This is a genomic window from Campylobacter sp. JMF_01 NE2 (assembly GCF_027737365.1).
In the GTDB taxonomy this organism is placed as follows: Bacteria; Campylobacterota; Campylobacteria; order Campylobacterales; family Campylobacteraceae; genus Campylobacter_B.
In genome coordinates this window covers 1-21,988 of the sequence record NZ_JAOVTR010000007.1, presented here as the reverse complement: position 1 = coordinate 21,988, position 21,988 = coordinate 1, and the positions used below count along the sequence as shown (strand labels likewise).

Annotated in this window: 20 protein-coding genes and 1 rRNA gene; 11 read left to right on the top strand and 10 right to left on the bottom strand. The window is 41.3% G+C overall.

The features are described from left to right. Window position 1: 1 nt before the first annotated feature. From clpX to OFO01_RS08705, 4 genes are read right to left on the bottom strand one after another with little or no spacing between them, the layout of a single operon-like run. Entirely contained in the window at window positions 2–1,237 is a 1,236-nt protein-coding gene (gene clpX, locus OFO01_RS08720) for an ATP-dependent Clp protease ATP-binding subunit ClpX (protein WP_270859934.1), read from the bottom strand. Next, entirely contained in the window at window positions 1,237–2,025 is a 789-nt protein-coding gene (gene lpxA, locus OFO01_RS08715) for an acyl-ACP--UDP-N-acetylglucosamine O-acyltransferase (RefSeq protein WP_270859935.1), read from the bottom strand. Before lpxA ends, clpX begins: the two co-directional genes overlap by 1 nt. A gap of 1 nt (window position 2,026) precedes the next feature. Beyond that, window positions 2,027–2,485: a 3-hydroxyacyl-ACP dehydratase FabZ gene (gene fabZ, locus OFO01_RS08710; protein ID WP_270859936.1), complete on the bottom strand. Its 459-nt coding sequence runs from the start codon at window positions 2,483–2,485 to the stop codon at window positions 2,027–2,029. A gap of 30 nt (window positions 2,486–2,515) precedes the next feature. Next, window positions 2,516–3,583, bottom strand: a complete 1,068-nt coding sequence (locus tag OFO01_RS08705; RefSeq protein WP_270859937.1) for an epoxyqueuosine reductase QueH — start codon at window positions 3,581–3,583, stop codon at window positions 2,516–2,518. A 67-nt stretch (window positions 3,584–3,650) separates the two neighbouring features. Here OFO01_RS08705 and OFO01_RS08700 point away from each other — a divergent pair, with 67 nt between their 5' ends. The 7 genes from OFO01_RS08700 to OFO01_RS08670 all read left to right on the top strand — a co-directional run bounded on the left by OFO01_RS08700 (window position 3,651) and on the right by OFO01_RS08670 (window position 12,230). Continuing rightward, a complete protein-coding gene (locus OFO01_RS08700) occupies window positions 3,651–7,025 on the top strand; it encodes a DUF748 domain-containing protein (protein ID WP_270859938.1) in 3,375 nt (1,124 codons plus the stop codon). Between the two features lie 566 nt (window positions 7,026–7,591). Then, a complete protein-coding gene (dapB, locus tag OFO01_RS08695) occupies window positions 7,592–8,353 on the top strand; it encodes a 4-hydroxy-tetrahydrodipicolinate reductase (protein WP_270859939.1) in 762 nt (253 codons plus the stop codon). A 1-nt stretch (window position 8,354) separates the two neighbouring features. Next, window positions 8,355–9,701 (top strand): amidophosphoribosyltransferase, encoded by a 1,347-nt coding sequence (gene purF, locus OFO01_RS08690; protein WP_270859940.1) that lies wholly within the window; start codon window positions 8,355–8,357, stop codon window positions 9,699–9,701. Window positions 9,702–9,703: 2 nt separating this feature from the next. After that, window positions 9,704–9,913, top strand: a complete 210-nt coding sequence (locus OFO01_RS08685) for a tautomerase family protein (protein ID WP_270859941.1) — start codon at window positions 9,704–9,706, stop codon at window positions 9,911–9,913. Between the two features lie 34 nt (window positions 9,914–9,947). Next, the gene (gene bcp / locus OFO01_RS08680) at window positions 9,948–10,427 is read left to right on the top strand and encodes a thioredoxin-dependent thiol peroxidase (RefSeq protein ID WP_270859953.1); all 480 of its coding nucleotides are present in this window, start codon (window positions 9,948–9,950) and stop codon (window positions 10,425–10,427) included. A 97-nt stretch (window positions 10,428–10,524) separates the two neighbouring features. Next, window positions 10,525–11,289, top strand: coding sequence for a polysaccharide deacetylase family protein (locus OFO01_RS08675; protein WP_270859942.1), 765 nt, complete (start codon window positions 10,525–10,527; stop codon window positions 11,287–11,289). Window positions 11,290–11,504: 215 nt separating this feature from the next. Continuing rightward, window positions 11,505–12,230 (top strand): hypothetical protein, encoded by a 726-nt coding sequence (locus tag OFO01_RS08670; RefSeq protein WP_270859943.1) that lies wholly within the window; start codon window positions 11,505–11,507, stop codon window positions 12,228–12,230. A gap of 614 nt (window positions 12,231–12,844) precedes the next feature. Here OFO01_RS08670 and OFO01_RS08665 read toward each other — a convergent pair. The 3 genes from OFO01_RS08665 to OFO01_RS08655 all read right to left on the bottom strand — a co-directional run bounded on the left by OFO01_RS08665 (window position 12,845) and on the right by OFO01_RS08655 (window position 15,837). After that, window positions 12,845–14,182, bottom strand: a complete 1,338-nt coding sequence (locus OFO01_RS08665) for an acetyl-CoA carboxylase biotin carboxylase subunit (RefSeq protein ID WP_270859944.1) — start codon at window positions 14,180–14,182, stop codon at window positions 12,845–12,847. Then, window positions 14,179–14,640: an acetyl-CoA carboxylase biotin carboxyl carrier protein gene (gene accB, locus OFO01_RS08660; protein WP_270859945.1), complete on the bottom strand. Its 462-nt coding sequence runs from the start codon at window positions 14,638–14,640 to the stop codon at window positions 14,179–14,181. Before accB ends, OFO01_RS08665 begins: the two co-directional genes overlap by 4 nt. A gap of 147 nt (window positions 14,641–14,787) precedes the next feature. Further along, window positions 14,788–15,837 (bottom strand): type II asparaginase, encoded by a 1,050-nt coding sequence (locus OFO01_RS08655; protein ID WP_270859946.1) that lies wholly within the window; start codon window positions 15,835–15,837, stop codon window positions 14,788–14,790. Window positions 15,838–15,968: 131 nt separating this feature from the next. Here OFO01_RS08655 and dcd point away from each other — a divergent pair, with 131 nt between their 5' ends. From dcd to OFO01_RS08640, 3 genes are read left to right on the top strand one after another with little or no spacing between them, the layout of a single operon-like run. Next, window positions 15,969–16,529 (top strand): dCTP deaminase, encoded by a 561-nt coding sequence (gene dcd, locus OFO01_RS08650; protein WP_270859947.1) that lies wholly within the window; start codon window positions 15,969–15,971, stop codon window positions 16,527–16,529. A 9-nt stretch (window positions 16,530–16,538) separates the two neighbouring features. Then, entirely contained in the window at window positions 16,539–18,767 is a 2,229-nt protein-coding gene (gene topA / locus OFO01_RS08645) for a type I DNA topoisomerase (protein ID WP_270859948.1), read from the top strand. Window positions 18,768–18,821: 54 nt separating this feature from the next. Next, complete coding sequence (locus OFO01_RS08640) at window positions 18,822–19,973, top strand: cation:proton antiporter (protein WP_270859949.1); 1,152 nt, start codon at window positions 18,822–18,824, stop codon at window positions 19,971–19,973. Between the two features lie 65 nt (window positions 19,974–20,038). Here the strand turns inward: OFO01_RS08640 and OFO01_RS08635 are convergent, their stop codons facing one another. Both OFO01_RS08635 and OFO01_RS08630 read right to left on the bottom strand, forming a co-directional pair. Then, window positions 20,039–20,428: a hypothetical protein gene (locus OFO01_RS08635; protein WP_270859950.1), complete on the bottom strand. Its 390-nt coding sequence runs from the start codon at window positions 20,426–20,428 to the stop codon at window positions 20,039–20,041. 11 nt (window positions 20,429–20,439) lie between these two features. Further along, window positions 20,440–21,105: a hypothetical protein gene (locus tag OFO01_RS08630; protein WP_270875538.1), complete on the bottom strand. Its 666-nt coding sequence runs from the start codon at window positions 21,103–21,105 to the stop codon at window positions 20,440–20,442. A 115-nt stretch (window positions 21,106–21,220) separates the two neighbouring features. On the opposite strand from OFO01_RS08630, the gene OFO01_RS08625 reads away from it, so the two are divergent. Then, on the top strand, window positions 21,221–21,472 hold the full coding sequence (locus OFO01_RS08625; RefSeq protein WP_270859952.1) for a helix-turn-helix domain-containing protein: 252 nt from the start codon (window positions 21,221–21,223) through the stop codon (window positions 21,470–21,472). A gap of 263 nt (window positions 21,473–21,735) precedes the next feature. Here OFO01_RS08625 and rrf read toward each other — a convergent pair. Beyond that, window positions 21,736–21,854, bottom strand: a 5S ribosomal RNA gene (gene rrf / locus OFO01_RS08620). Between the last annotated feature and the right edge of the window lie 134 nt (window positions 21,855–21,988).

Genomic DNA, 21,988 nt, shown 5'->3' with positions numbered 1-21,988 from the left:
CCTATGCAGTTAAATTTTGTTTTACTAATATCGGCTTTGCGCCCTCACTGACTACCTCTTTTGAGATAATCACATCATATCCACTAAGCTCTGGTAGGTCAAACATTATATCAATCATAATCTCTTCAATAATCGATCTAAGTCCCCTAGCACCAGTTTTGCGCTTGATAGCAAGTTTTGCTACCTCGCTTAGAGCTTCATCGTCAAATTTCAAATTTGCGCCGTCAATTGCGAAAAGTTTTTGGTATTGTTTTAAAATCGCATTTTTTGGCTCGGTTAAAATTCTCACCATTGCCGCCTCGTCGATTTCGTTTAAACTCGCCATGACATGAAGTCTGCCGATAAGCTCAGGGATTAGCCCATAATGCACCAAATCATCAGCCTCTACCATGCCAAGCAAATTTTGGTTTTCTTTTTTGCTTCGCTTTTCTTGTCCGAAACCAAGCACATTTTTACCGATTCTGCGTCCGATAATCTCGTTTATGCCATCAAACGCACCACCGCAAACAAACAAAATATTTGTTGTATCAATCTGAATAAAGTCCTGGTTAGGGTGTTTTCTACCACCTTTTGGCGGGATATTTACCACACTTCCTTCGATGATTTTCAAAAGCGCTTGTTGCACGCCCTCGCCACTGACATCGCGCGTAATCGAGCGATTTTCGCTCATTCTAGCGATTTTATCGATCTCATCGACAAATACAATTCCCCTTTGAGCCCTCTCGACATCGCCATCGGCTGCTTGAAGCAGGCGAGTTAGGATATTTTCGACATCTTCGCCCACATATCCAGCCTCTGTTAGGCTTGTAGCGTCGCTGATTGCGATAGGCACATCTAAAAACCTAGCCAAAGTCTGCGCCATAAGCGTTTTGCCACTTCCTGTGGGGCCAATTAGCAAAATATTTGATTTTGAAATTTCAGTATCGTCGCCCTCTATCTCATCTTTGCGAAAAATTCGTTTGTAGTGGTTATAAACACCCACACTAAAAATCTTTTTCGCCCTTTCTTGGCCGATTACATATCTGTCCAAAACCTCCATTAAAGCCTTTGGTTTAATCGCCTCGAAATCTATCTCACCTGCGATTCGTTCGCTCTTTTTCGCGACCTCCCCGCCATGAAGTGCTGCATAAGCCTGATCTATACAATAGCTACAAATCGAAGCCGTGCCACTATCATTTGGAAAAATCGTAAGTCCGTCCTTTTCGCTCGAACCACAAAAACTACATTTATCTGACATTAATTTCTACCCTTATCTAGCGGGATTCCGCGTTTTGTGTTTAATATAAAATCGCACATTTTTTTCACATGCTCGTTATCTGTTTCGTTTATCAAAATTTCGGCTTGTTCTTTTAATCCCACGCCTTGGTTAAACAAAAATTTATATGCTTTGTTGATGATTTCGACCGTATCTCTGTCAAATCTACGGCGAATTCCTGTTAAATTTAGCCCCCTGATATAGGCCCTATTTCCCTCCGCTAGACAAAACGGCACTATGTCTTGTCCAAGCGCGCTAGCCCCTGCTATCATACAACTCTCGCCGATTTTGACGAATTGATGCACGGGGGTTAGACCGCCGATTACGGCATAATCGCCCATTTGCACATGCCCAGCCAAAGTGGCTGAATTTGCCAAAATGATATTATCGCCTAAAATGCAATCATGCGCCACATGGCAATACGCCATCATAAAGATATTATCGCCAATGCGCGTAAATCCATCTCCCTTGTGCGAACCAGAGCTAATGGTGCAAAATTCGTGGATTGTGGCGTTTTTGCCGATTATGAGGCCTGTTTTTTCGCCTACTTCGAAGCTGATATCTTGCGGGATATCGCCCACAATCGCATAAGAGAAAATTTTAGAATTTTCGCCGATTGTAGTATCGCCGATGATGCGCGCGCCCTGTTTTATGAGTGTGCCAGAGCCGATTTTGGCCTGAGCGCTTATGAACGCATAAGGCTCGATTATGACATCATCGCCCAAAACTGCGCCATCTTCTACGATAGCGGTGTGATGAATTTTGCTCATTTTATTTATCCATTACCATTGCTTGAAGTTCAGCTTCGGCTGCCAGAACATCGCCTCCTGCGTCATCTTTGATATACGCTTCGCCCTTTAACTGCCAAATTCTGCCTCTGTGTTTAATCGCCTCTAAGCGGTATTCTAAGCGGTCCCCTGGGCGCACTGGTTTGCGAAATTTCGCCTTGTCGATACTCATAAAATACACAACCTTATCGCTTAAATCCGTGCCCTCAGCTTCCATTGATTTAAACGCCAAAATTCCCCCAGCTTGGGCAAGTCCCTCGATAATCATAACGCCCGGATAAATCGGGTGGCCCGGAAAATGTCCTTGAAAAATTTGCTCGCCATAGGTGATGTTTTTGTAAGCGATTATCGTTTTTCCCATATCCATATCGGTAACTTTGTCGATCAAAAGCAACGGGTAGCGGTGCGGGAGTATGTTTAAGATTTCGGTTATATCAATCATTTCGTATCCTTGATAAAAATTCTTGCCATTTTACCCTAACTTTACTAAAATTTCCCTAACATCTAAAAATATCCGAGATAGCGCGTAAATCTCCACTTTGGCTGGGTAAATTTCATCTACGACGATGATTGGCGAAAGCGAGCGCGCACCGCAAATTTTCGCGCGAATTTGCTCTTGTTTTTTCAGGCTTGGCGGATTTTTTAAAATTTCGGCTGTGTTTTTGAAATCTGTTTTTAAAATTTCGTTGAAAAATTTAAGGCTTAAAATTTTAATCTCGCCCTTATCGCAGTAAAATTTTTCGCAACTCTCATTTATGCTAAATTTGACAAATTCACGCCTAAAATGGGAGTTATGCAAGATAAATGATGGCCTTATCTGCCCAGAGAATTTCACCCACGCCCTAAGCAGGCGGTAATTTAAAAACTCATCTCTGATAATCTCAAATTTTACCCCTTCGCGCCTAAATTTCGCCACTTTTTTATAAATTTTAAACTTTTCTTCTATCGAAGCAGGCAGTATTTCCCCGCCAACTGGCGACATAAGCTCGTAAATTTCGCCCTCTCCGCGCTGTGCGCGTAGCGCAAACATGCAGCCGCAGTAGTTTTGGTGATAGAGGCTGTCTTTTTTGGCTAGGGCAAACTGCTCGTTCGTGCCGCCGTTTTTGCGAAAATCAGGCGCGACAAACTCCAAATTTTGCTCTTTGCAGATTTTTTCTAGCGAACGGGCGAGCTGGGCGTGCGATTTTTTGGGGCTCATTAAAAGCGTCGTGGTGATTTTTTTCTCGCCAATACTGCGCGCGAAACAAGCGGTGTTTTGCATACGAAAATCGAAGCAAAACTCACAGCGTCTGCCTTTTTCTGGCTCGTTTTCAAGGCCTTTTGCCCCACTAAGCCACGCCTCATAATCATATTCCCCAGCGTAAAATTTGATCCCTAGCCCCTCACACACGCTCTTTGCGTCCTCCAACCTCAGTAAATACTCGCTGTAAGGGTGTATGTTTGGGTCGTAAAAATACCCTACTAAGGGCTCATCGCACTCGCGCGCTAACCTACGCAAAAAATAATCACAATCCACCGCACAACAGATATGAACTAACAAAATCAGCCTTTTAATTTAATTTGCTATAATTTTAGATTATTAAATTTAACAATCAATAGGCGCAAAAATGGTGAAATTTTTAGCAAAACACAAGAAAAAATTTATTTATAGCATTTGTGGGATTGGCGCGTTTTACACGCTTTTTGGCTTTTTTGGCGTGCCACTTCTCATCGAAAAAGCAGTTCCAAAAATCCTAGAAAACGAGGCAAATTTCAGCGTTAAAAGTGCGAAATTTAACCCCTTTACCTACGAGCTAAACATCACTGCTCCCTCGCTTTCGACTTTCAAACCGCTATTTTCGGCAGAGAAAATCGATGTCAAGCTAAAATTTGGCGAGCTGTTTAACAAAACCATAGATATCCAAACCCTGCGCCTGCAAAGCCCTAAAATCAGCATTTCGCGCGAAAATAACGGCTCGTTTAATTTCGAAAGCCTTTATGCTGGGGGCGAAAGCGAAAAAACGGACGAAAATTCGAGCATAAATGTCAAGCTGGATAATTTCAAAATCGAAAATGGCGGGGTTTTTTACGAAGATTTGAGCCTAGAACGCCCCTTTAAAATCGAGCTTGGTAGCTTAAACTACGAAATCGCCGGCCTAAATTTGGCTAGTAATTCTATCGGAAACCACGATTTTAACGCCTCTTCGCAGACTTTCGATAATATCTTTCACTCAGGCTCAATCAGCCTAAATCCGCTTAAAATCGAGGGAAATTTAAGCGTAGAAAATCTCAAAATCAATCCGTTTTGGCTATCGTTTTTGGATATAAAAGAGCTTGATCTCCTTGGTGGGAAAATCAGCGCAAACGCCCTATATGAGGTGATTTTGGACGAGGAAATCGCGCTAAATTTGAAAAAAAGCAAAATCACACTAAATGACCTTGCCCTGCTTGCTAGTCAAAATTTAATCAAATCAGAGCAAATTTCGCTTGCAAATATTGATTTTGACGCCAAATTTGGGGAAAATTTAGCCGCCGCTTTGGGCACTGGTGAAATCACGCTTAAAAATAGTGATTTTCTAAGCGCAGAAAATAACGCGAGTTTGGGCGAATTCAGGGCTTTTGATTTTGGTTTAAATTTTGGCTTAGAGGGCGAAAATTTGGGCTTAAATGCGAATTTAGACAAGATAAATTTAAATGAGTGCAAATTTAATGATAGCTTAATAAATTTAAGCGCAAAGGGTGGCAAAATTTCGCAAATCAGCGCAAATTTTAAGGGCGAAAACAACGCCTCCAAAACAGAGGCAAAAGTCGCAAAAATCGAAATTTTGCCACTAAATTTAGCCTTGGCGAAATTTGACAAAATAAATTTGGCAAATTTAAGCGCAAATGATTTTAGCTTCCAAATGGGCGAAAAAGGCTCAAATTTGGCCCTAAATTTGGCCAAATTTGGCGAGCTTAGCCTAGCCAATAAAAACGAAAAATTTAGCGGAATTAAAAATTTAAGCGTGCAAAAGCTAAGCTTTGCCCTAGATAAACTTGCTCTAAATATCGATAAAATCGGCATTGACGCGCCGTTTTTTAACTCAGAGATTAGCGAAGAGGGCGCAAAAAGCATAAACGATTTAAGCGTGATTTCTTACGCACCCAGCAAGGCGGAAAATGCAAAATTTAGGCAAAATTTATTAGCTTGGATACACACGCTCGCCCCAGAGGGAAATTTCACGCAAAATAGCGAAAATAACGGCTCCGCGCGCAGTATTTCACCAGCCAAAAATGAGCCAAAATTTAGCTTTGCTATCGCGCAAATCGCGCTAAATGGCGGCCACGCGAAAATCACAGAGAGCTTCGTAGCCCCAAAGATGACCCACAACCTCGCTAAAATTGACGCTAGCGTGCAAAATCTATCTAGCAATTTTAGCGCCCCTTTTAGCGCCAAAGCAAGCGTGGCAAGCGACGAAATAAGTGCCAATGCGACCTCGAAAATCACCATAAATCCGCTGAACTTAGACATTGATTTTGATGTCGCCCACCCTGATTTGCGCAAAGCAAACCCGTATTTGGAGCAGTTTTTAAACGCAAAAATCGCAAGTGGTAGCGCAAATTTAAAAGGAAATTTCAAATTTAGCGATAAATTCGCGCTAAATACTGAAATTTCAGGCAAAAATTTGGCCCTAAACGACGCAAAAGGGGCGAAAATTTTTAGTATAAATAGCGCAAAAGTGGGCGCGCTAAGCCTAAATGAGAGCAAGATTGATATCAAAAATATCGCCATAAACGCCCCTTACGCGAAAATCCATATCGCCAAAAACGGCGAGATAAACCTAGCCAAACTAGCCAAAACTTCGCCAAAATCTGCGTCCAAATCGCCCGCGCCAAAAGCCCAAGCCAGAGGGCAAAAAGGCGCTTTTGGCGTGAATATTGCAAATCTCAGCGTGCAAAACGGCTCGTTTAATTTCATCGATGATACGCTGTTTATGCCACTAAATATCACGGTCTCCAAAATCAAAACTACAATAGATAAAATCAGCGACAAATCCCAAGCAAACCTCAAATTTAACGGCCTTGTTGGCAAAAGCGGCTTAGGGCAAATCGCTCTTAAAGCCTATCCTTTCGCGCCAGAGCAAAAAAGCGATATTAGCGTGGTTTTAAAAGATGTCGCGCTTGCTGATATCACCCCATACAGCGCGAAATTCGTGGGCTATGAGATAAAAAGTGGCAAGAGTAATTTAAAGCTAAATTATAAAATCAACGCCTCCAAACTAAACGCCACAAACGACATAAACCTCGATAATCTCGTGCTTGGCGAAAAGGTGCAGAGCAAAGACGCGCTGAATTTGCCACTGGATTTAGCGATTTCGATTCTCAAAGACAGCGACGGCCAAATCAATGTCAGCCTGCCAATCAGCGGGAATCTAAACGATCCGAAATTTAGCTTTGGTGGCGTTATCGTGGGGGCTGTGACGAAGCTATTTAGCGATATCGTGCTAAGTCCGTTTAGGTTTTTGGGCAAAATCGCTGGAATTGATACTTCTAGCCTCGACGGAATTGATTTTGAGCCAGCTAGTAGCGAGATTTTGATCAGCGAAAACGAAAAAATCGAGAATCTTGCCACGATTGCAAAATCAAAGCCAGAAATCAAAATCACCCTAACCCCAGCATATAACGAGAAGCTAGATACTAGGGCGTTTAAGCTCGTCACACTAAACGAAAATATAGACAGGGTAATGCTAAAAGAAAATCTCTCATCTGACGCTGCGATTGCGAGCCTAAGGGCGAAACACCGCATAAAAGAGGGTGGCGAAGAGGGGTTTGAAAAACTCATACAGGCGCAAAAATTCACAACCTCGCGCTTGGAGGATTTAGCCGTCGCGCGCGCTAAATCCGTGCAAAGTGCGCTTGCGAATTTGGGCGTTTCAGACTCACAAATCGTGATTAAAAAGCCTGCAAATGTCAGCGCGAAGCAAGATAGCTTCATCAGCGTCGGCCTTGGCGTAGAGAAGTGAAATTTAAAATTTTGCAAATTTAGCGGTAAAAATTTTAAAGTCGTTGATTGCTTCGTCAAGGCTGCGCCTTTCCTCGCAATGACAATAGCGGACAAAATTTACGCCGGGTGTGTCATTGCAAAATACTGCCCTGAAACACTCACCATTGTCATTGCGAGAATTTTGCGTTAGCAAAATTCGTGGCAATCTACGAATTTAAAATTCCTTGCGCTAAATTTGCTGTCATTGCGAGCGAAGCGAAGCAATCCAGTAAAATTTAATGCAAAATTCTACTTAAATTTTGCATTGAACGATTTTTTTAAATTTTAAGCGAAATTTGAAATTCTCTGTAAGGGGGAGGGCGCGCTTTTTAGGAGACGCTACCCTCCCCCTTACCAACCCCCACCCCTGTAAAACCTTAGAAGTGGCTAAATTTTAAAAAGCGTTGCTTTTTAAAATTTAGCTGGTTTTATTTTACTGAAATGCTTCGCATTTCTTTGCACTATAAATTAATCACAACACAATTCAGAAATAAGCTAAATTTGGCTATACTACGCCAAATTTTTACAAATTCAGAAAGGGTTAAAATGGTTAGGATTGGTATCCACGGCGGTAGCGGTAGAATGGGAAGTATGATTTATGAGTGTCTGAAAAACTACGAAAACGCGGAAGTTAGCGCGATTTATACTATCGAGGAGCTATCATACAGCCCCAAATGCGTAATCACAGACGATTTGGCGAAATTTTTTGATTCTTGCGATGTGGTGATTGATTTTACCATTAGAGACGGGGTGATAAATTTATTAAAATTCGCCCAAACTCACCCAAAACCCCTTGTCATCGGCACTACTGCCCTAGGCGATGAGGGCGAAGCACTGCTAAAAGAGTGCGCGCAAAAAATGCCAGTTTTTCACGCGACAAATATGAGCCTTGGAGTAGCCGTGCTAAACAAGCTCGTAAATCTAGCTAGCAAGGCTTTGCGCGATTTTGACTGCGAAATAGTCGAAATGCATCACAAACACAAAAAAGACGCCCCAAGTGGCACAGCTATGACACTAGCTTGCAGTGCCGCTAGCGCGAGAGAGCTTGATATCAAAAGCGTGCGAGTTAGCGGACGCGACGGACTAATCGGAGAGCGAGGCAAAGACGAAATCGCTGTCATAGCACTTCGCGGTGGCGATATCGTCGGACGCCACACGGTAGGGTTTTACAACGAGGGCGAGTATATCGAGCTAAACCATACCGCCACGAGCCGTGCGACCTTCGCCAATGGCGCGATTAAAGCTGGAATTTGGCTTGCCACACAAAAAAATGGCCTTTATAGCATAAATGATTGTTTAGGATTTTAAAATGTGCGCGATAGTAGGAGTTATAAATTCAGCCAATGCGGCTAAAACGGCGGTTTATGGGCTGTTTTCGATGCAACACCGAGGACAAGAAGCAAGCGGAGTAAGTGCTAATCACAACCACCATATAAACACGGTAAAAGGTCAAGGACTAGTAACTAAAATTTTCACCCCACAAGCCCTTGAAATTTTAAAGGGAAATAGCGCAATCGGCCACAATCGCTACTCCACAGCGGGCAACGAGAGTATCCACGACGCGCAACCAATCTCTGCTAAATACGCCCTAGGCGAAATTTCAATCGTGCATAATGGAAATTTGATAAACAAAGATAGCGTTAGATCTGAGCTAATCGCCGAGGGAGCGATATTTCAGTCAAATATGGACACAGAAAATATCTTGCATTTAATCGCTAGAAGCAAAGAAAAAAAATTGCAAAACCGCATAATCGAGGCTGTGAAAAAATGCGCTGGGGCGTATTCGCTTCTGATTTTAAGTCGTAGCAAAATGTTTGCCCTGCGTGATCCGCACGGCGTAAGACCTCTTAGTATCGGAAGACTCAATGACGGCGGATATATCGTAGCGAGCGAGACATGCGCCTTTGATTTGGTGGGAGCGGAGTTTATCAGAGATGTGAAGCCTGGCGAAATGGTGATTTTCGAAGAGGGCAAAGATGAGATAAAATCGCTTCAAATTTTCGAAGAGGTTGATCCTAGAATTTGCGCATTTGAATACATATATTTCGCCCGCCCAGACAGCACGGTCGAGGGCAAAAATGTCTATAATATCCGCAAAAAACTAGGCGCAGTTTTGGCTGAGAAATGCAAAGATATAAAGGCTGATTTTGTCGTCCCTGTCCCAGATAGTGGCGTGCCAGCGGCTTTGGGATACTCAGGCGCAAGCGGGGTGCCTTTTGAGCTGGCAATCGTGCGAAATCACTATGTGGGGCGCACCTTTATCGAGCCGACACAAGAAATGCGAAATTTAAAGGTCAAACTCAAACTAAATCCTATGAGCGAGGTTTTGAAAGACAAAAGCATAGTCGTCATCGACGATAGTATCGTGCGAGGCACAACTAGCAAAAAAATCGTCGAACTTCTGCGCCACGCTGGGGCGAGGGAGATTCACATGTGTATCGCAAGCCCAGAAATCAAGCACCCAGATAGATACGGCATAGACACGCCAAGCTATGCCGAGCTAATCAGCGCAAACAAAAGCACCGAAGAGGTGCGCGAGTATATCGGCGCGGACACCCTGACATTTCTAAGCATAAATGAGCTTGTCGGCGCGCTAGGAGATGAGCGAAAATATTCGCTAATCAGTTTTGACGGAGATTATTTTATAAAGGAGTAAAAATGCCAATCATCAATATCCGCCTAACCAAACCAGCCCCAAGCAAGGAATTGCAGGACAAAATCGCTGGTGAAATCACCAAAACAATGGTCGAAAACCTAGGCAAGGTGCCAAGTCGCGTGGTCGTGAAATTCGAATACGACGAAGCTGAGAATTTCTATTTCGGTGGCGAAAGTGTCGCAGATATGCGAAAAAAGGCGCAAAATGGCTGAGACTACATTTAGCGCAGAGGATTTAGCGCGTAAAATCACGCTTGTTAAGGGCGATATGGCGCCAAATTTCGCCCTAGAAAACGCCGACGGAGTGCAAATTCGCCTAAGCGATTTTATCGGAAAAAGGGTCGTTTTGTATTTTTATCCTAAGGATAATACGCCCGGTTGCACCACTGAGGCGTGCGAATTTAGCGAGCTTTGGGATAAATTTATCGCCGAGGACGCCCTGATTATAGGCATTAGCCCAGATAGTGTGAAATCTCACGCCGGCTTTATCGCCAAGCAAAGCCTGCGCCATATCTTGCTAAGCGACCCACAACGCGAAGTCGCCAAGGCTTACGGCGTGCTTCAAGTGCGCAAAAACTACGGGCGCGAGTATCTAGGGATCGTGCGCTCGACATTTCTAATCGGCAAAGACGGCAAAATCGAAAAAGTCTATAAATCTGTCAAAGCCAAAGACCACGCCGCAAAGGTGCTTGGCGACATTTTGGCGCAAAAAATAAACAAAATTTAAGCGCAAATTTGGGGTAAAATTTCGAAATTTAGCGAATTTCAAAATTTGCCCCTTTTTAAATTTAGCCAAAATTTAGCCGAATTTACAGGGGAAATCAATGAAAAAATTTTTAATTTTTATCTGCGCTTTGGGGGTTTTGTGTGGCGCGCAGGGCGAAAATTTGACCAAAGAGCAAATTTTGCAAAAATACTCTGACGCAAAGCCTAGCCTTTGGGGCGAGGAATTGCAGGGCGTGATTAAAAATTTCAAAACCGACAAAAAGCAAGTCGCCCTCACGCTCGATCTGTGCGGAAGCAAAACGGACGATTTGGACGAGCGAATCGTGGGATTTTTAGAAAAACACAGCCTGAAAGCGACATTTTTCGTAAATTTGCGCTGGATAGAGAAATTCCCACAAAAATTCGAGCGTTTGCGCCAAAATCCAAATTTCGAAATCGAAAATCACGGCACCGCACACCCCCCAGCCTCGCTAAATGGGGCTAGCATTTACGGCATAAAGGGCACGGCGAATGCTAGCGAGCTATACGATGAAATCGCGCGAAACGCCGATTTAATCGAAAAAATCACCGGCGCGCGCCCGAAATTTTACCGCTCAGGCACGGCGTATTACGATGAGCTTGCCGTGGCGCAGATTTATGATATGGGATACGCGCCCGTGGGATTTAGCGTGCTAGGCGATGCAGGGGCTACGATGAGCGCGGAAGGGGCGCGCACCGCTGTGTCTAGTGCGCGCGGCGGTGACATCATCATCGCTCACGCAAACCACCCCGAAAAGCCAAGTGGCGCAGGCGTGGTGGGGGGCCTTAAAATTTTGGTTAAAAATGGCTTTGAGTTCGTGCGATTAGACGAGGTTTTGGAGTAAATTTCGCCCGTTTTGTCATTGGCAAAATTTGCGAAATATTTTGTGGCGATTCAGAGAAATTCCCTAGCCCTTGATTTGTCATTGCAAGCAAGCCTGCTTGCGTGGCAATCTACGAGCTTGAAATTCAAAAGTAAGTTTAAATTTGTAAATTTAATAAATTCGGTATCGGCGATACTGACCGAATTTAAATTTGCAATAAAACACAAAGGAATTATATGGATATTTTAATTGTTAATTTAATTGTGGCATTTGCTTGTGCGTTGTGTATAAAATACATCGCAAATTCACAGATAAACAAATTTGCGAAATTCTTTACTTTGCTATTTTTCTTTGTTTTCGTTTTTTTTGGATTTTTTGTCTTTGTATTTTTTCTGACTTTGTTTTTCTTAGCACTAATCACAAAGAAACATAAAGTCAAAATCAATACAATAGATGATAAATTAAATTATGAAAAAATAGAAATTTCAAAAGATGATAAATTTTTATTTCAAAATAAAACTCATTTTGTAGCTACTTTAATAACTCTGTTTTTAACTTATGGATTTTTATTTGACGGCTTTAAGATACTTAAATTTAGATACGAGTGTGATATTAAAAAGAATTTTAAGATTGAAATTTTAGATAATAATTATGCACTAAGCGATTTACAAAATATTCGATTAAAAGATAGTGAAATATATCATCAATGCAATAATGATTATGCTAAATGCCCTAAAAATACAGGTTTAATTCATAAAAGCGACATATATATCAATGATAAAAAAATAGGAAAAGTATATAGATATTTTATGCCATATAATTCATTTATGCACAAATTTTTATCTGTATCCACAGATGTTCAGGGCTTAACTTGCCATAATATGCTAGATACTTACGAAATAATCAATATTCTAGAACAAAATTTAATAAACAAAAATTCTAATGGCAAGGATAAAAGATGAGTAACAAATTCTCAACTTACAAAATTTACGCACATTTGGCAGGAAATGCCTATTTAAATGACAAAGAACAAAATAAAATTTTTAAAAAGTGAAATGGGTGCGTTTTGTGAATTTGAAACAAAAATATAGAATTTGTAGAAATATCAGATATGTATTATTTTTGCCATTAATTTTAGTATTTGGTTATTTGGCGGGAGCATTAGTATCTATGATATTGTTATTGATTAGTGATAGTGTTGCGATAAGAATTACTATTAATCTAATTATAGCCTTGTTCGTTTGTATTTATCTTGTTAAATATTTTTATGCTAGATATAAACAATTCAAATACAGCAATTTATTTATAAAAAATCCAAAATTAAGCGTGATAGTTTTTTGCATTGAAAATTTATCATTGATAATTTTGTATGTTGGTTTTTTGTATTTTGTTGCAACAAAGTATTTATATGGCAATAGCGAATACATAAATACTCTTATAGGATTATTTAGTTTTTTGGTTGCACCGATTTGTGTGTTTGTTTTTATAATAACTTACATGTTTAATGAAATGAAATGAAATAAAAATAAATAATTTAGCTAAATTTAGCCCAAATTCATGGGCTAAATTTAGAATTTTAGTGTTTTGACAGATAGTTTGTATCGTAGTCGTTGTTGATAAAATCAGGGTTGTTCATCATCGCAATGTGGAAATCGCGGGTCGATTTGATACCGCCGATGACGAGCTGGGATAGTGCGATTTTCATCTTCGAAATCGCGCGAAGCCTGTCTTTGTCATGCACGATGAGCTTACCAATCATACTATCGTAAAACGCCGGCACGCTGTATCCCTCATACACATGGCTATCCATACGCACATTGCGCCCACCAGGAGCTATGTAGCGAGTGATTTTACCCGGATTTGGCATGAAGCTTTTCGGATCTTCGGCTGTGATTCTGCACTCGATCGCATGTCCGCTAAATTTAATCTCGTCTTGACTAGGGAGCTTATGACCCTCGGCTACACGAATCATTTGCTCGATCAAATCAAGCCCTGAGCGCATTTCGCTGACTGTATGCTCGACCTGCAAGCGCGTATTCATTTCGATGAAATAAAATTTCTTATCCTTGCTGTCGTATAAAAACTCAAATGTTCCCGCACTGACATAGCCTATCGCCTTAGTCGCGCGAACAGCTGTTTCGAGGAGCTTGGCGCGGGTTTCTTCGTCGAGTATCACCGCCGGGCTCTCTTCGATTAGCTTTTGGTGGCGGCGCTGCATAGAGCAGTCGCGCTCGCCCACATGTAGGACATTTCCGTGCTCGTCGCCGATGACTTGAACCTCGATATGGCGCGGATTTGTGATGTATTTTTCCATATACATTGTCCCGTCACCAAACGCACTCATAGCCTCGCTCTCAGCCGACCAAAAAAGCTTTTCTAAATCCTCTTCTCTCTCGACCACTCTCATACCGCGTCCGCCACCACCAGCGGCTGCTTTGATGATGACAGGATAGCCGATTTCTTTGGCTAGTTTGCGTGCAGCCTCGACATCGGCAATCGCGCCATCTGATCCTGGCACTACTGGGATTCCAGCTCTCATCATTACTTGCTTAGCCTTGCTTTTATCGCTCATTAGCGTCATAGCTTCAACACTTGGGCCGATAAATTTAATGCCGTGTTTGGCGCAAATTTCGACGAAATTTTGATTTTCGCTCAAAAAACCATATCCTGGAAAAATAGCGTCAGCTTCTGTTAATTCACACGCCGTAATAATGGCTGGAATATTCAAATAGCTATCAGTCGAGCGTGGCCCACCTATGCAGATCGCAGCGTCAGCGTATTTGACATAAAGTGCGTCTTGATCGGCTGTTGAATGTACGACAATAGCCTTTTTGCCCATTTCCTGAATAGTGCGAAGTGCGCGAAGTGCTATCTCACCGCGGTTTGCGATAAGAATTTTATTTAGCTCTTTCATAGCTTTTCAACCTCAAATAGCGACATAGCGTATTCTACTGGCTGTCCGTCCTCTACTAGCGATTTGATGATACGACAATCAAACTCAGCCTCGACCTCGTTCATAATCTTCATCGCTTCGATAATGCCGATAGTATCGCCTTTATGCACGACTTGACCAGCGCTTACAAATGGGTTTGCGCCTGGGCTTGCAGCCTTGTAAAAAGTGCCAACCATAGGGCTATCGATAGTATCCATACTAGCCTTGCTAGCTGCGTGAGAGTCGCCTACGACGACATTTACAGCTGGCACAGCAGCCGGGGCGTGCGGTGCAGGTGTGGCACATGCTGCGCCGGTTTCGATATCTGCGCCGAATTTTTTAATTTCGATTTCAAAATCGTCGTTTTTAATTTTAATCTTGCTAAGAGATGATTTTTCGTCGAAGAAAGTCATCAATTCCTTAATATCTTCTTGTTTCATTTATTTCTCCTAAAAATAGAAATTCCAAAGGCGCATTTTACCTAAATTTAGTTAATTCTTACATTAAATTTAAATTTAGCGAAATTTTATGGAATTTAAAGTGAAGTTAAATTTAAAAAAGGGCGCAAAATCTGCGCCCAAGAGTTATTAATGAGTAGCGTAAATTTCAGCAATTTTCGCTTTGTCTAGACCTTTTGAAAGGGCAAGTTGCAATAAAACCCTAGCTTTGGCAGCGTTTAGGTTATCGCTTGTCAAAAAGCCGTATTTTGCGTCATCAACCTCTGCGCCAACGCTTGTTGAGCCAGAGCCTGTGCGAGAAGCGCGAACTATGACAACGCCGTTTTCGCTAGCTTTTGCAAGTGCAGCTTCGACGGTTGGGAAAGGATTTCCGTTACCCATGCCAGCTAGCACGATACCTTTGGCGCCACCATTTACAGCAGCATCGACGAAATCAGCGACATCTTGTGCGTGAGCGAACAAAATATCAACGCGTGGAAGCTCTTTTACATCTTTGATATTAAATACGCTATCGACTGTGTGTTTGCGAAGTGGATTCATATAGAAATTTACAATTCCGTAATTTACGGTGCCGATTTTGCCAGCGTTTGGTGAAGCAAATGTATCAACAGCAGTTGTGTTTGTTTTAGTTACTTCGCGTGCAGCGTGAATTTCGTCGTTCATTACGACCATTACGCCTTTTTCGCGAGCGCTTGGGTTGATTGCGACATTTACGCCGTTAAAGATATTTAGCGGGCCATCTGCGCTTAGTGAAGTGCCAGATCTCATCGCGCCAACCATTACGATAGGTTTTTTAGTTTTTACGACTAAATTTAGAAAATACGCTGTCTCTTCCATAGTGTCAGTTCCGTGAGTGATGACTACGCCATCGACATCGTTTTTCGTAAGTAGCTCATTTACGCGGTTTGCTAGTTTTAGCCAAACTTCATCGTTCATCTCTTGTGAGCCGATTTGTGAAATTTGCTCACCTTTGACATTTGCGATGTCGTTGATTTGAGGAACGGCAGCTAGCAATTCATCGACAGTTTTTGTGCCTGATGTGTAATCACCGCTAACAGCGCTATCGCCTCCACCAGCGATTGTGCCACCTGTGGCCAAAATGTAGATATTTGGTTTAGCCGCAACTAGTGATGAAGCGATAAAAAGCGCAGCGAACGCGAATTTGCCTAAGATTTTCATCTTATCTCCTTAAAATTTGATAAATTTCTGCATTTAATTGCAAAATTAAATTTGAATTATAGCACCAAATTTGTAAATCGTGGAATTTTATTGCTATAATGCGCGAAAAATTTTTCAGTTTAAGGATAAATATGGGACTAAAAAGCGATAAATGGATTAGAGAAATGTCGCAAAAGCACGCTATGATAGTGCCATTTGCCGAAGAGCAAGTGGGAAAAGGCGTAGTAAGCTATGGCGTATCAAGCTACGGATATGATATCAGAGTGGGAAATGAGTTTAAAATTTTCACAAATATCGGTGGCACTGTCGTCGATCCTAAGAATTTCGACGAAAAAAATGTCGTGGATTTCGTAGGCGATATCTGTATCGTTCCGCCAAATTCTTTCGCGCTGGCTCGCACAATCGAGTATTTTAATATGCCTTCTGATGTGCTTGCAATCTGTCTAGGCAAAAGCACATACGCAAGGTGCGGTATAATCGTCAATGTAACACCATTTGAGCCCGGATTTAAGGGGCATATCACAATCGAAATCTCAAACACAACCCCGCTTCCAGCCAAGATTTACGCAAACGAGGGAATCGCGCAGGTGCTGTTTTTGCAAGGCGATGAGCCGTGCGAAGTAACATACGCCGACAAAAAGGGCAAATACCAAGCCCAAGAGGGCATTACGCTACCAAGAATTTTAAAATAAGAGAGAAATATGAAAAATTTAGTCATAGTTGAATCACCAGCCAAAGCCAAAACGATAAAAAAATTTTTAGGCGAAGATTACGAAGTAATCGCTAGCAAAGGTCATATCCGCGACCTTCCGCAGAAAAAATTTGGCATTAAAATCGACGGCAACAAATTTAGCCCTGAATACGAAATCAGCACCGATCACGAAGCGATCGTGTCGCAGATAAAAAATTTAGCCAAAAAAGCAGGTCAAATTTACCTAGCAACCGACGAGGATAGAGAGGGAGAGGCGATAGCATACCATATCGCAGAATCAATCGGTAAAGCCCCAACCAGCCTGCCTCGCATTGTATTTCACGAAATCACAAAAAGCGCGATTGATAACGCCATAAACTCACCACGCACGCTCGATATGAATAGCGTAAATGCCCAACAAGCGCGTCGTTTGCTAGATCGCATAGTAGGATACAAGCTAAGTCCGCTACTAAACACCAAAATCCAAAGAGGGCTAAGTGCTGGGCGCGTCCAAAGCGCGGCTTTAAAAATCATTGTCGATAAAGAGCGCGAAATAAGGGCGTTTGTGCCGGTAGAATACCACAGCATAGACGCTGTTTTTAAGAAAAAGCTAGAAGCCGAATTTGTCAAATTTAACGGCGAAAAAATGGAAAAACTATCCATAAAAACAAAGTCAGAGGCTGATAAAATTCTAAAAATTTTAAAAAGCGAAGAATTTAGCGTTAGCGCGATTGAGAGCAAATCTCGCAAAACAGCCCCAAGCGCGCCGTTTATGACAAGCACACTTCAACAAGCAGCCTCAACTAGCCTTGGCTTTAATCCGCGCAAGACTATGAGCCTAGCCCAAAGCCTGTATGAGGGCGTGAATACGAATTTTGGCGGTGCGATTACATATATGAGAACAGATAGTCTAAATTTAGCCAAAGAGGCCGTCGCTGCCGCACGCGATATGATCGAAAAAACCTATGGCGCGCAGTATCTGCCAAAATCGCCAAACATTTACACCACCAAATCCAAAGGCGCGCAAGAAGCCCACGAGGCGATTCGCCCTACAAACATAGCCTTTACGCCACAAATGGCAAAGGCCACGCTCCCACGCGACGAAGCTAGGCTTTATACGCTGATTTATAATCGTTTCATCGCATGCCAAATGAGCGCTTCTACCTCAGATATCCAAACAATCACGATTTGCGGAGAGAGCGCCGAATTTCGCATAAGCGGGCGCAAGGTTACATTTGACGGATTTTACAAGGTTTATGGCGATTTGGATAAGGATAAAATTTTGCCCGAGCTTAAAAAAGGCGATAAAATGGAGCTTGAAAGCCTAGGAAGCGAGCAGCATTTCACAGAAGCACCAGCTAGGTATTCAGAAGCTAGTTTGATTAAAAAGCTAGAAAGCCTAGGCATTGGCAGACCAAGCACTTATGCGCCAACTATCACGCTTCTAACCTCGAAAAAATATGTCGAAATCGACAAAAAACAGCTAATCCCAGCCGAGGTCGCCTTTAAAATCACCGAGGTTTTGGAGGGGCATTTTAAAAATATCGTTGATAGCAACTTCACCGCCAAAATGGAAGAAAAACTCGACGAAATCGCCGAAAATAAGGCTGATTGGCAAGAAATTTTGGCGAATTTTTACTACCCATTTATGGACGAAATCGCCAAAGGCAAGAGCGAAATCGCTAGCCAAAAAATCTCCGAACCAATCGGCGAGAAATGCCCGCAATGTGGCAAAGAGCTAGTAAGGCGCGCTGGCAGATTTGGTGAGTTTATCGCGTGCGAGGGCTATCCGAAATGCAAATACTCTCGCAATCTAGGCGAGAGCGCAGATGAGGCAAGCAAATCTGAGCCTGAAAAAATCGGCGAGAAATGCCCACAATGTGGCAAAGAGCTAGTAAGGCGCGCTGGGCGTTTTGGCGAGTTTATCGCGTGCGAGGGCTATCCGAAATGCAAATACTCTCGCCAAATCGAAGGCGCTGCCAAAGCCCCAGCCAAAAAGGCCACCAGCACCGGCGTAATCTGCCCAAAATGCGCCAAAGGCGATGTGGTCGAGAGATTTTCGCGCAGGGGGAAATTTTATGGTTGCTCAAACTATCCAAAGTGCGATTTTGTGAGCAACTACGCCGTGCTTTCGCGCAAATGCCCTGAGTGCAAAAACACCTACATGGTGCGAAAAGAGCTGAAAAAAGGCAATTTCGCCGAGTGCCCGAAATGCAAATTTAAAGAGGAAATCGAATAAACAAATTTAGCCATTGCCAAATTTGGCGTGGCTAAATTTCGAAATTTAACCAAAATGAGCGAAATTTTAATTTTAATCACGCTAGGATTTTTTATATTTACCTCGCCGTATCTAGCCAAAGTCCTAAAAATCCCAGTCTCGCCCACAGAGATAATCCTAGGCATAATCGCTGGAAATTTGGGCCTGCTTTATGCCAATCCTACCTTTGATTTCGCCTCTAAAATCGGGTTTTATTACCTTATGTTTTTGGCTGGGGCGGAGGTGGATTTTCGCTTTTTGTTTAAAATTTCGCGCCAAATTTTAAAAAAATCGCTTCTGTTTTTGACCCTGCTTTATATCTTGGGCGCGATTTTGGTAGCGATTTTTGATTTGCCAAATTTAATCATCATCGCCGTGCCACTTATGAGCGTGGGACTGCTCTCGACGCTGTATAAGGACTACGGCAAGGACGAAGAGTGGCTCAATCTAGCCATGCTAGTAGGCGTGCTTGGCGAGATAGTAAGCATCGTAGCACTTAGCGTGGTGGGGATTTACCTAAAAGACGGCTTTGGAGCAAGCATGCTGCTTAAAATCGGCTCGCTTGTGGGATTTATCGGCGCCATCGCGCTAGTGTTTAAATCCCTAGAAATGGTGTTTTGGTGGTATCCGAGCCTAAAAACCATAATCATGCCACACTATGACAAAAACGAAAAAGACATACGCTTTGCTATGGCGATTTTTTGCCTAATTTGCGCGAGCGCGTCGTGGCTAGATATCGAAATCTTTATCGCAGCCTTCATCGCGGGGGCGTTTTTGCCGACATTTTTCTCGCACAAAGAGGGCCTCGTGCCAAAGCTATCGTCGTTTGGCTTTGGCTTTATCGTGCCGATATTTTTCATACACACAGGCGCAGCGGTCGAGCTGGACGCACTGCTAATGCCCGGGGTTTTGAAATTTTGCCTGCTACTAGCTGGGATAATGATTTTTACGAGGATTTTGTGCGCTGGGGTGTTTTGGGAGATACTGCGCGCGCGAGCAGGCGCACTTTTTGCGCTTAGCCTCTCAATGCCACTGACGCTTTTGATCGCGACTGCGACGCTGTTTTTCGAGGCGAATTTCATAAGCAAAGAGATTTATTACGCAATGATTGTGGCTTCTCTGATAGAAGCTTTGGTCTGCATGATTGGGATAAATTTGATATATAATAGAACAAAGCAAAAATCATAAAAGCTTTCTTGGAAATTTTTCAAAGAAAGCTTTTGTTGATTTGTCAGAGTTAGGTTTATGATATCTTAAAAATCGAGACCAAATTCATCAAATACAAATTCGCCTTTATTTGTCTTAATTTTAACTTCTAATATTTCATCGTATTTGCACATAGGATATACTTTAAGAATGTTTCCATATTCAATGACAGTTTGTTTTCCGCCTTTTTTTGTTTCTTGTATATATTCATTTATTTCCCTGTTAGTCCATGCCGGTCGTGTAACATATGCTTTGCATTTTCCTCTATTTATCTCAATTTGATCCAATTCAATATCATCTTTTGCCTGTATCGATAAATAGGCAAATTCAATACTTCCCATATACTCAGGACCTATTTTTAACTTAAATGGCTCACTGGCATTAAGCTGTATAGCCAAACCAAACAACAAGGTAAAACCTAAAATTTTGCTTTTCATCTTATCTCCTTTTAAGTTATGATTTTTGGTAACAATATCGAACCTAGCAGATTTAAAACTATACCAGTTAGTGATTTTTTATCTGGAATAAATTCCTTCAATTTCTGCCAAGTTGTTTTTTCACCATTTAATTTTTTCTTTATTTCATCATAATTTTTATGTTTTTGAACTATATTTTTAAATTTTTCATCTCCAATCAACCCAAAAATGGCGTCTATGCTTACCATTACTATCTCAGAATTAAAGCTAAAATCTGCATAATAACCAAGCTTTTTTATGCGACCTATAAAAACGTCTCTTTGAACCGAATTTTCAAGCCCAAAAACTATTTCGCCTTTTTCAAAATCAATTTTACTTTTGCTATTTTCACTATTTAGACTAGATAAAATTTCTTTTATGATTTCATCATCATCTTTTTTTCCATAACGCAAATGAGCGTTCAGGCATAGTGCTTTTACTCTGGTATCAGTTATTTTTAGTTGTCTTGATTTTTCATAATTTGACATAGCTAAATACGGCTCCAAAAGACTAAAAACCAAAATATCTATTTCGCTTTTGCCAAGAGACCCAAAACTGCCAGCGAGATAATTCACCAAAAAGTTTTCCGTAAATTCTTTATAGAATTTATCTTTATTTTCTATTTTTCTTATAAAAACAGGTAATTGTGAATTTTGCATAATCCATTTTACTCCAAAGCAAACAGCTCTACAAAAATAAAACTCTATTATTATAGATTGATACGAAATTATAATCAAGATAAACTTAAAAATCTATTATAGTAGAGTTTTAAGTATGGAAAATGAAGTAGAAATTCAAAAAGTAGAAATAGACGAATTTTATAAACTAATCGGAAAAAATGTAGCAAAAATTCGAAAAAGTAAAAACATATCACAACTTGAATTAAGTCTAAAACTTGGTTATAAATCAGTTTCTTTGGTATCGGGTGCTGAAATTTGCTACAACGGCGTTCATTTTAATCTCGAACATCTTTATAAAATCTCAAAAATCCTAAACACAAATATAAATGAATTTTTCATAGAATAAATTTAGCCCACAAATTTATATTGCAAAAACGCAAATCAAATTTAATCCATAAATTTAAAGATAATTTATAAAATAAAAAAATCTTAATGTCAGCCTAGAAACTTGACAACAAGCGCCAAAAAACTCGAAGCAATCCAGCAAAATTTAAAGCAAAATTCCGCTTAAATTTTAAAATTCTGCAAAATACTGACCCTGTAATTGATTTAAAATTTGATTGACATAAAAATTTAATTGATTTAAAAAAGCATAAAGAATAAAAACAAAGTCCGCAACGACCTACTTTCCCGACATCCGAGTAACGGAGAGTATCATCAGCCATGATGAGCTTAGCTTCTTGGTTCGGTATGGAGCAAGGCGTTTCCTCATCTGTATAGTCACGGACAGTGTTAAAAAAGGAAACTTTGTAAGTTTGCTTTTTTAACACTGCAAAAGTCATCAAGCTTAATAAAATCTTTTACCATTACTGTTAAAGGATTTCTAATACCTTTAACAAGGAAGTAATGCTTAAAAAGATAA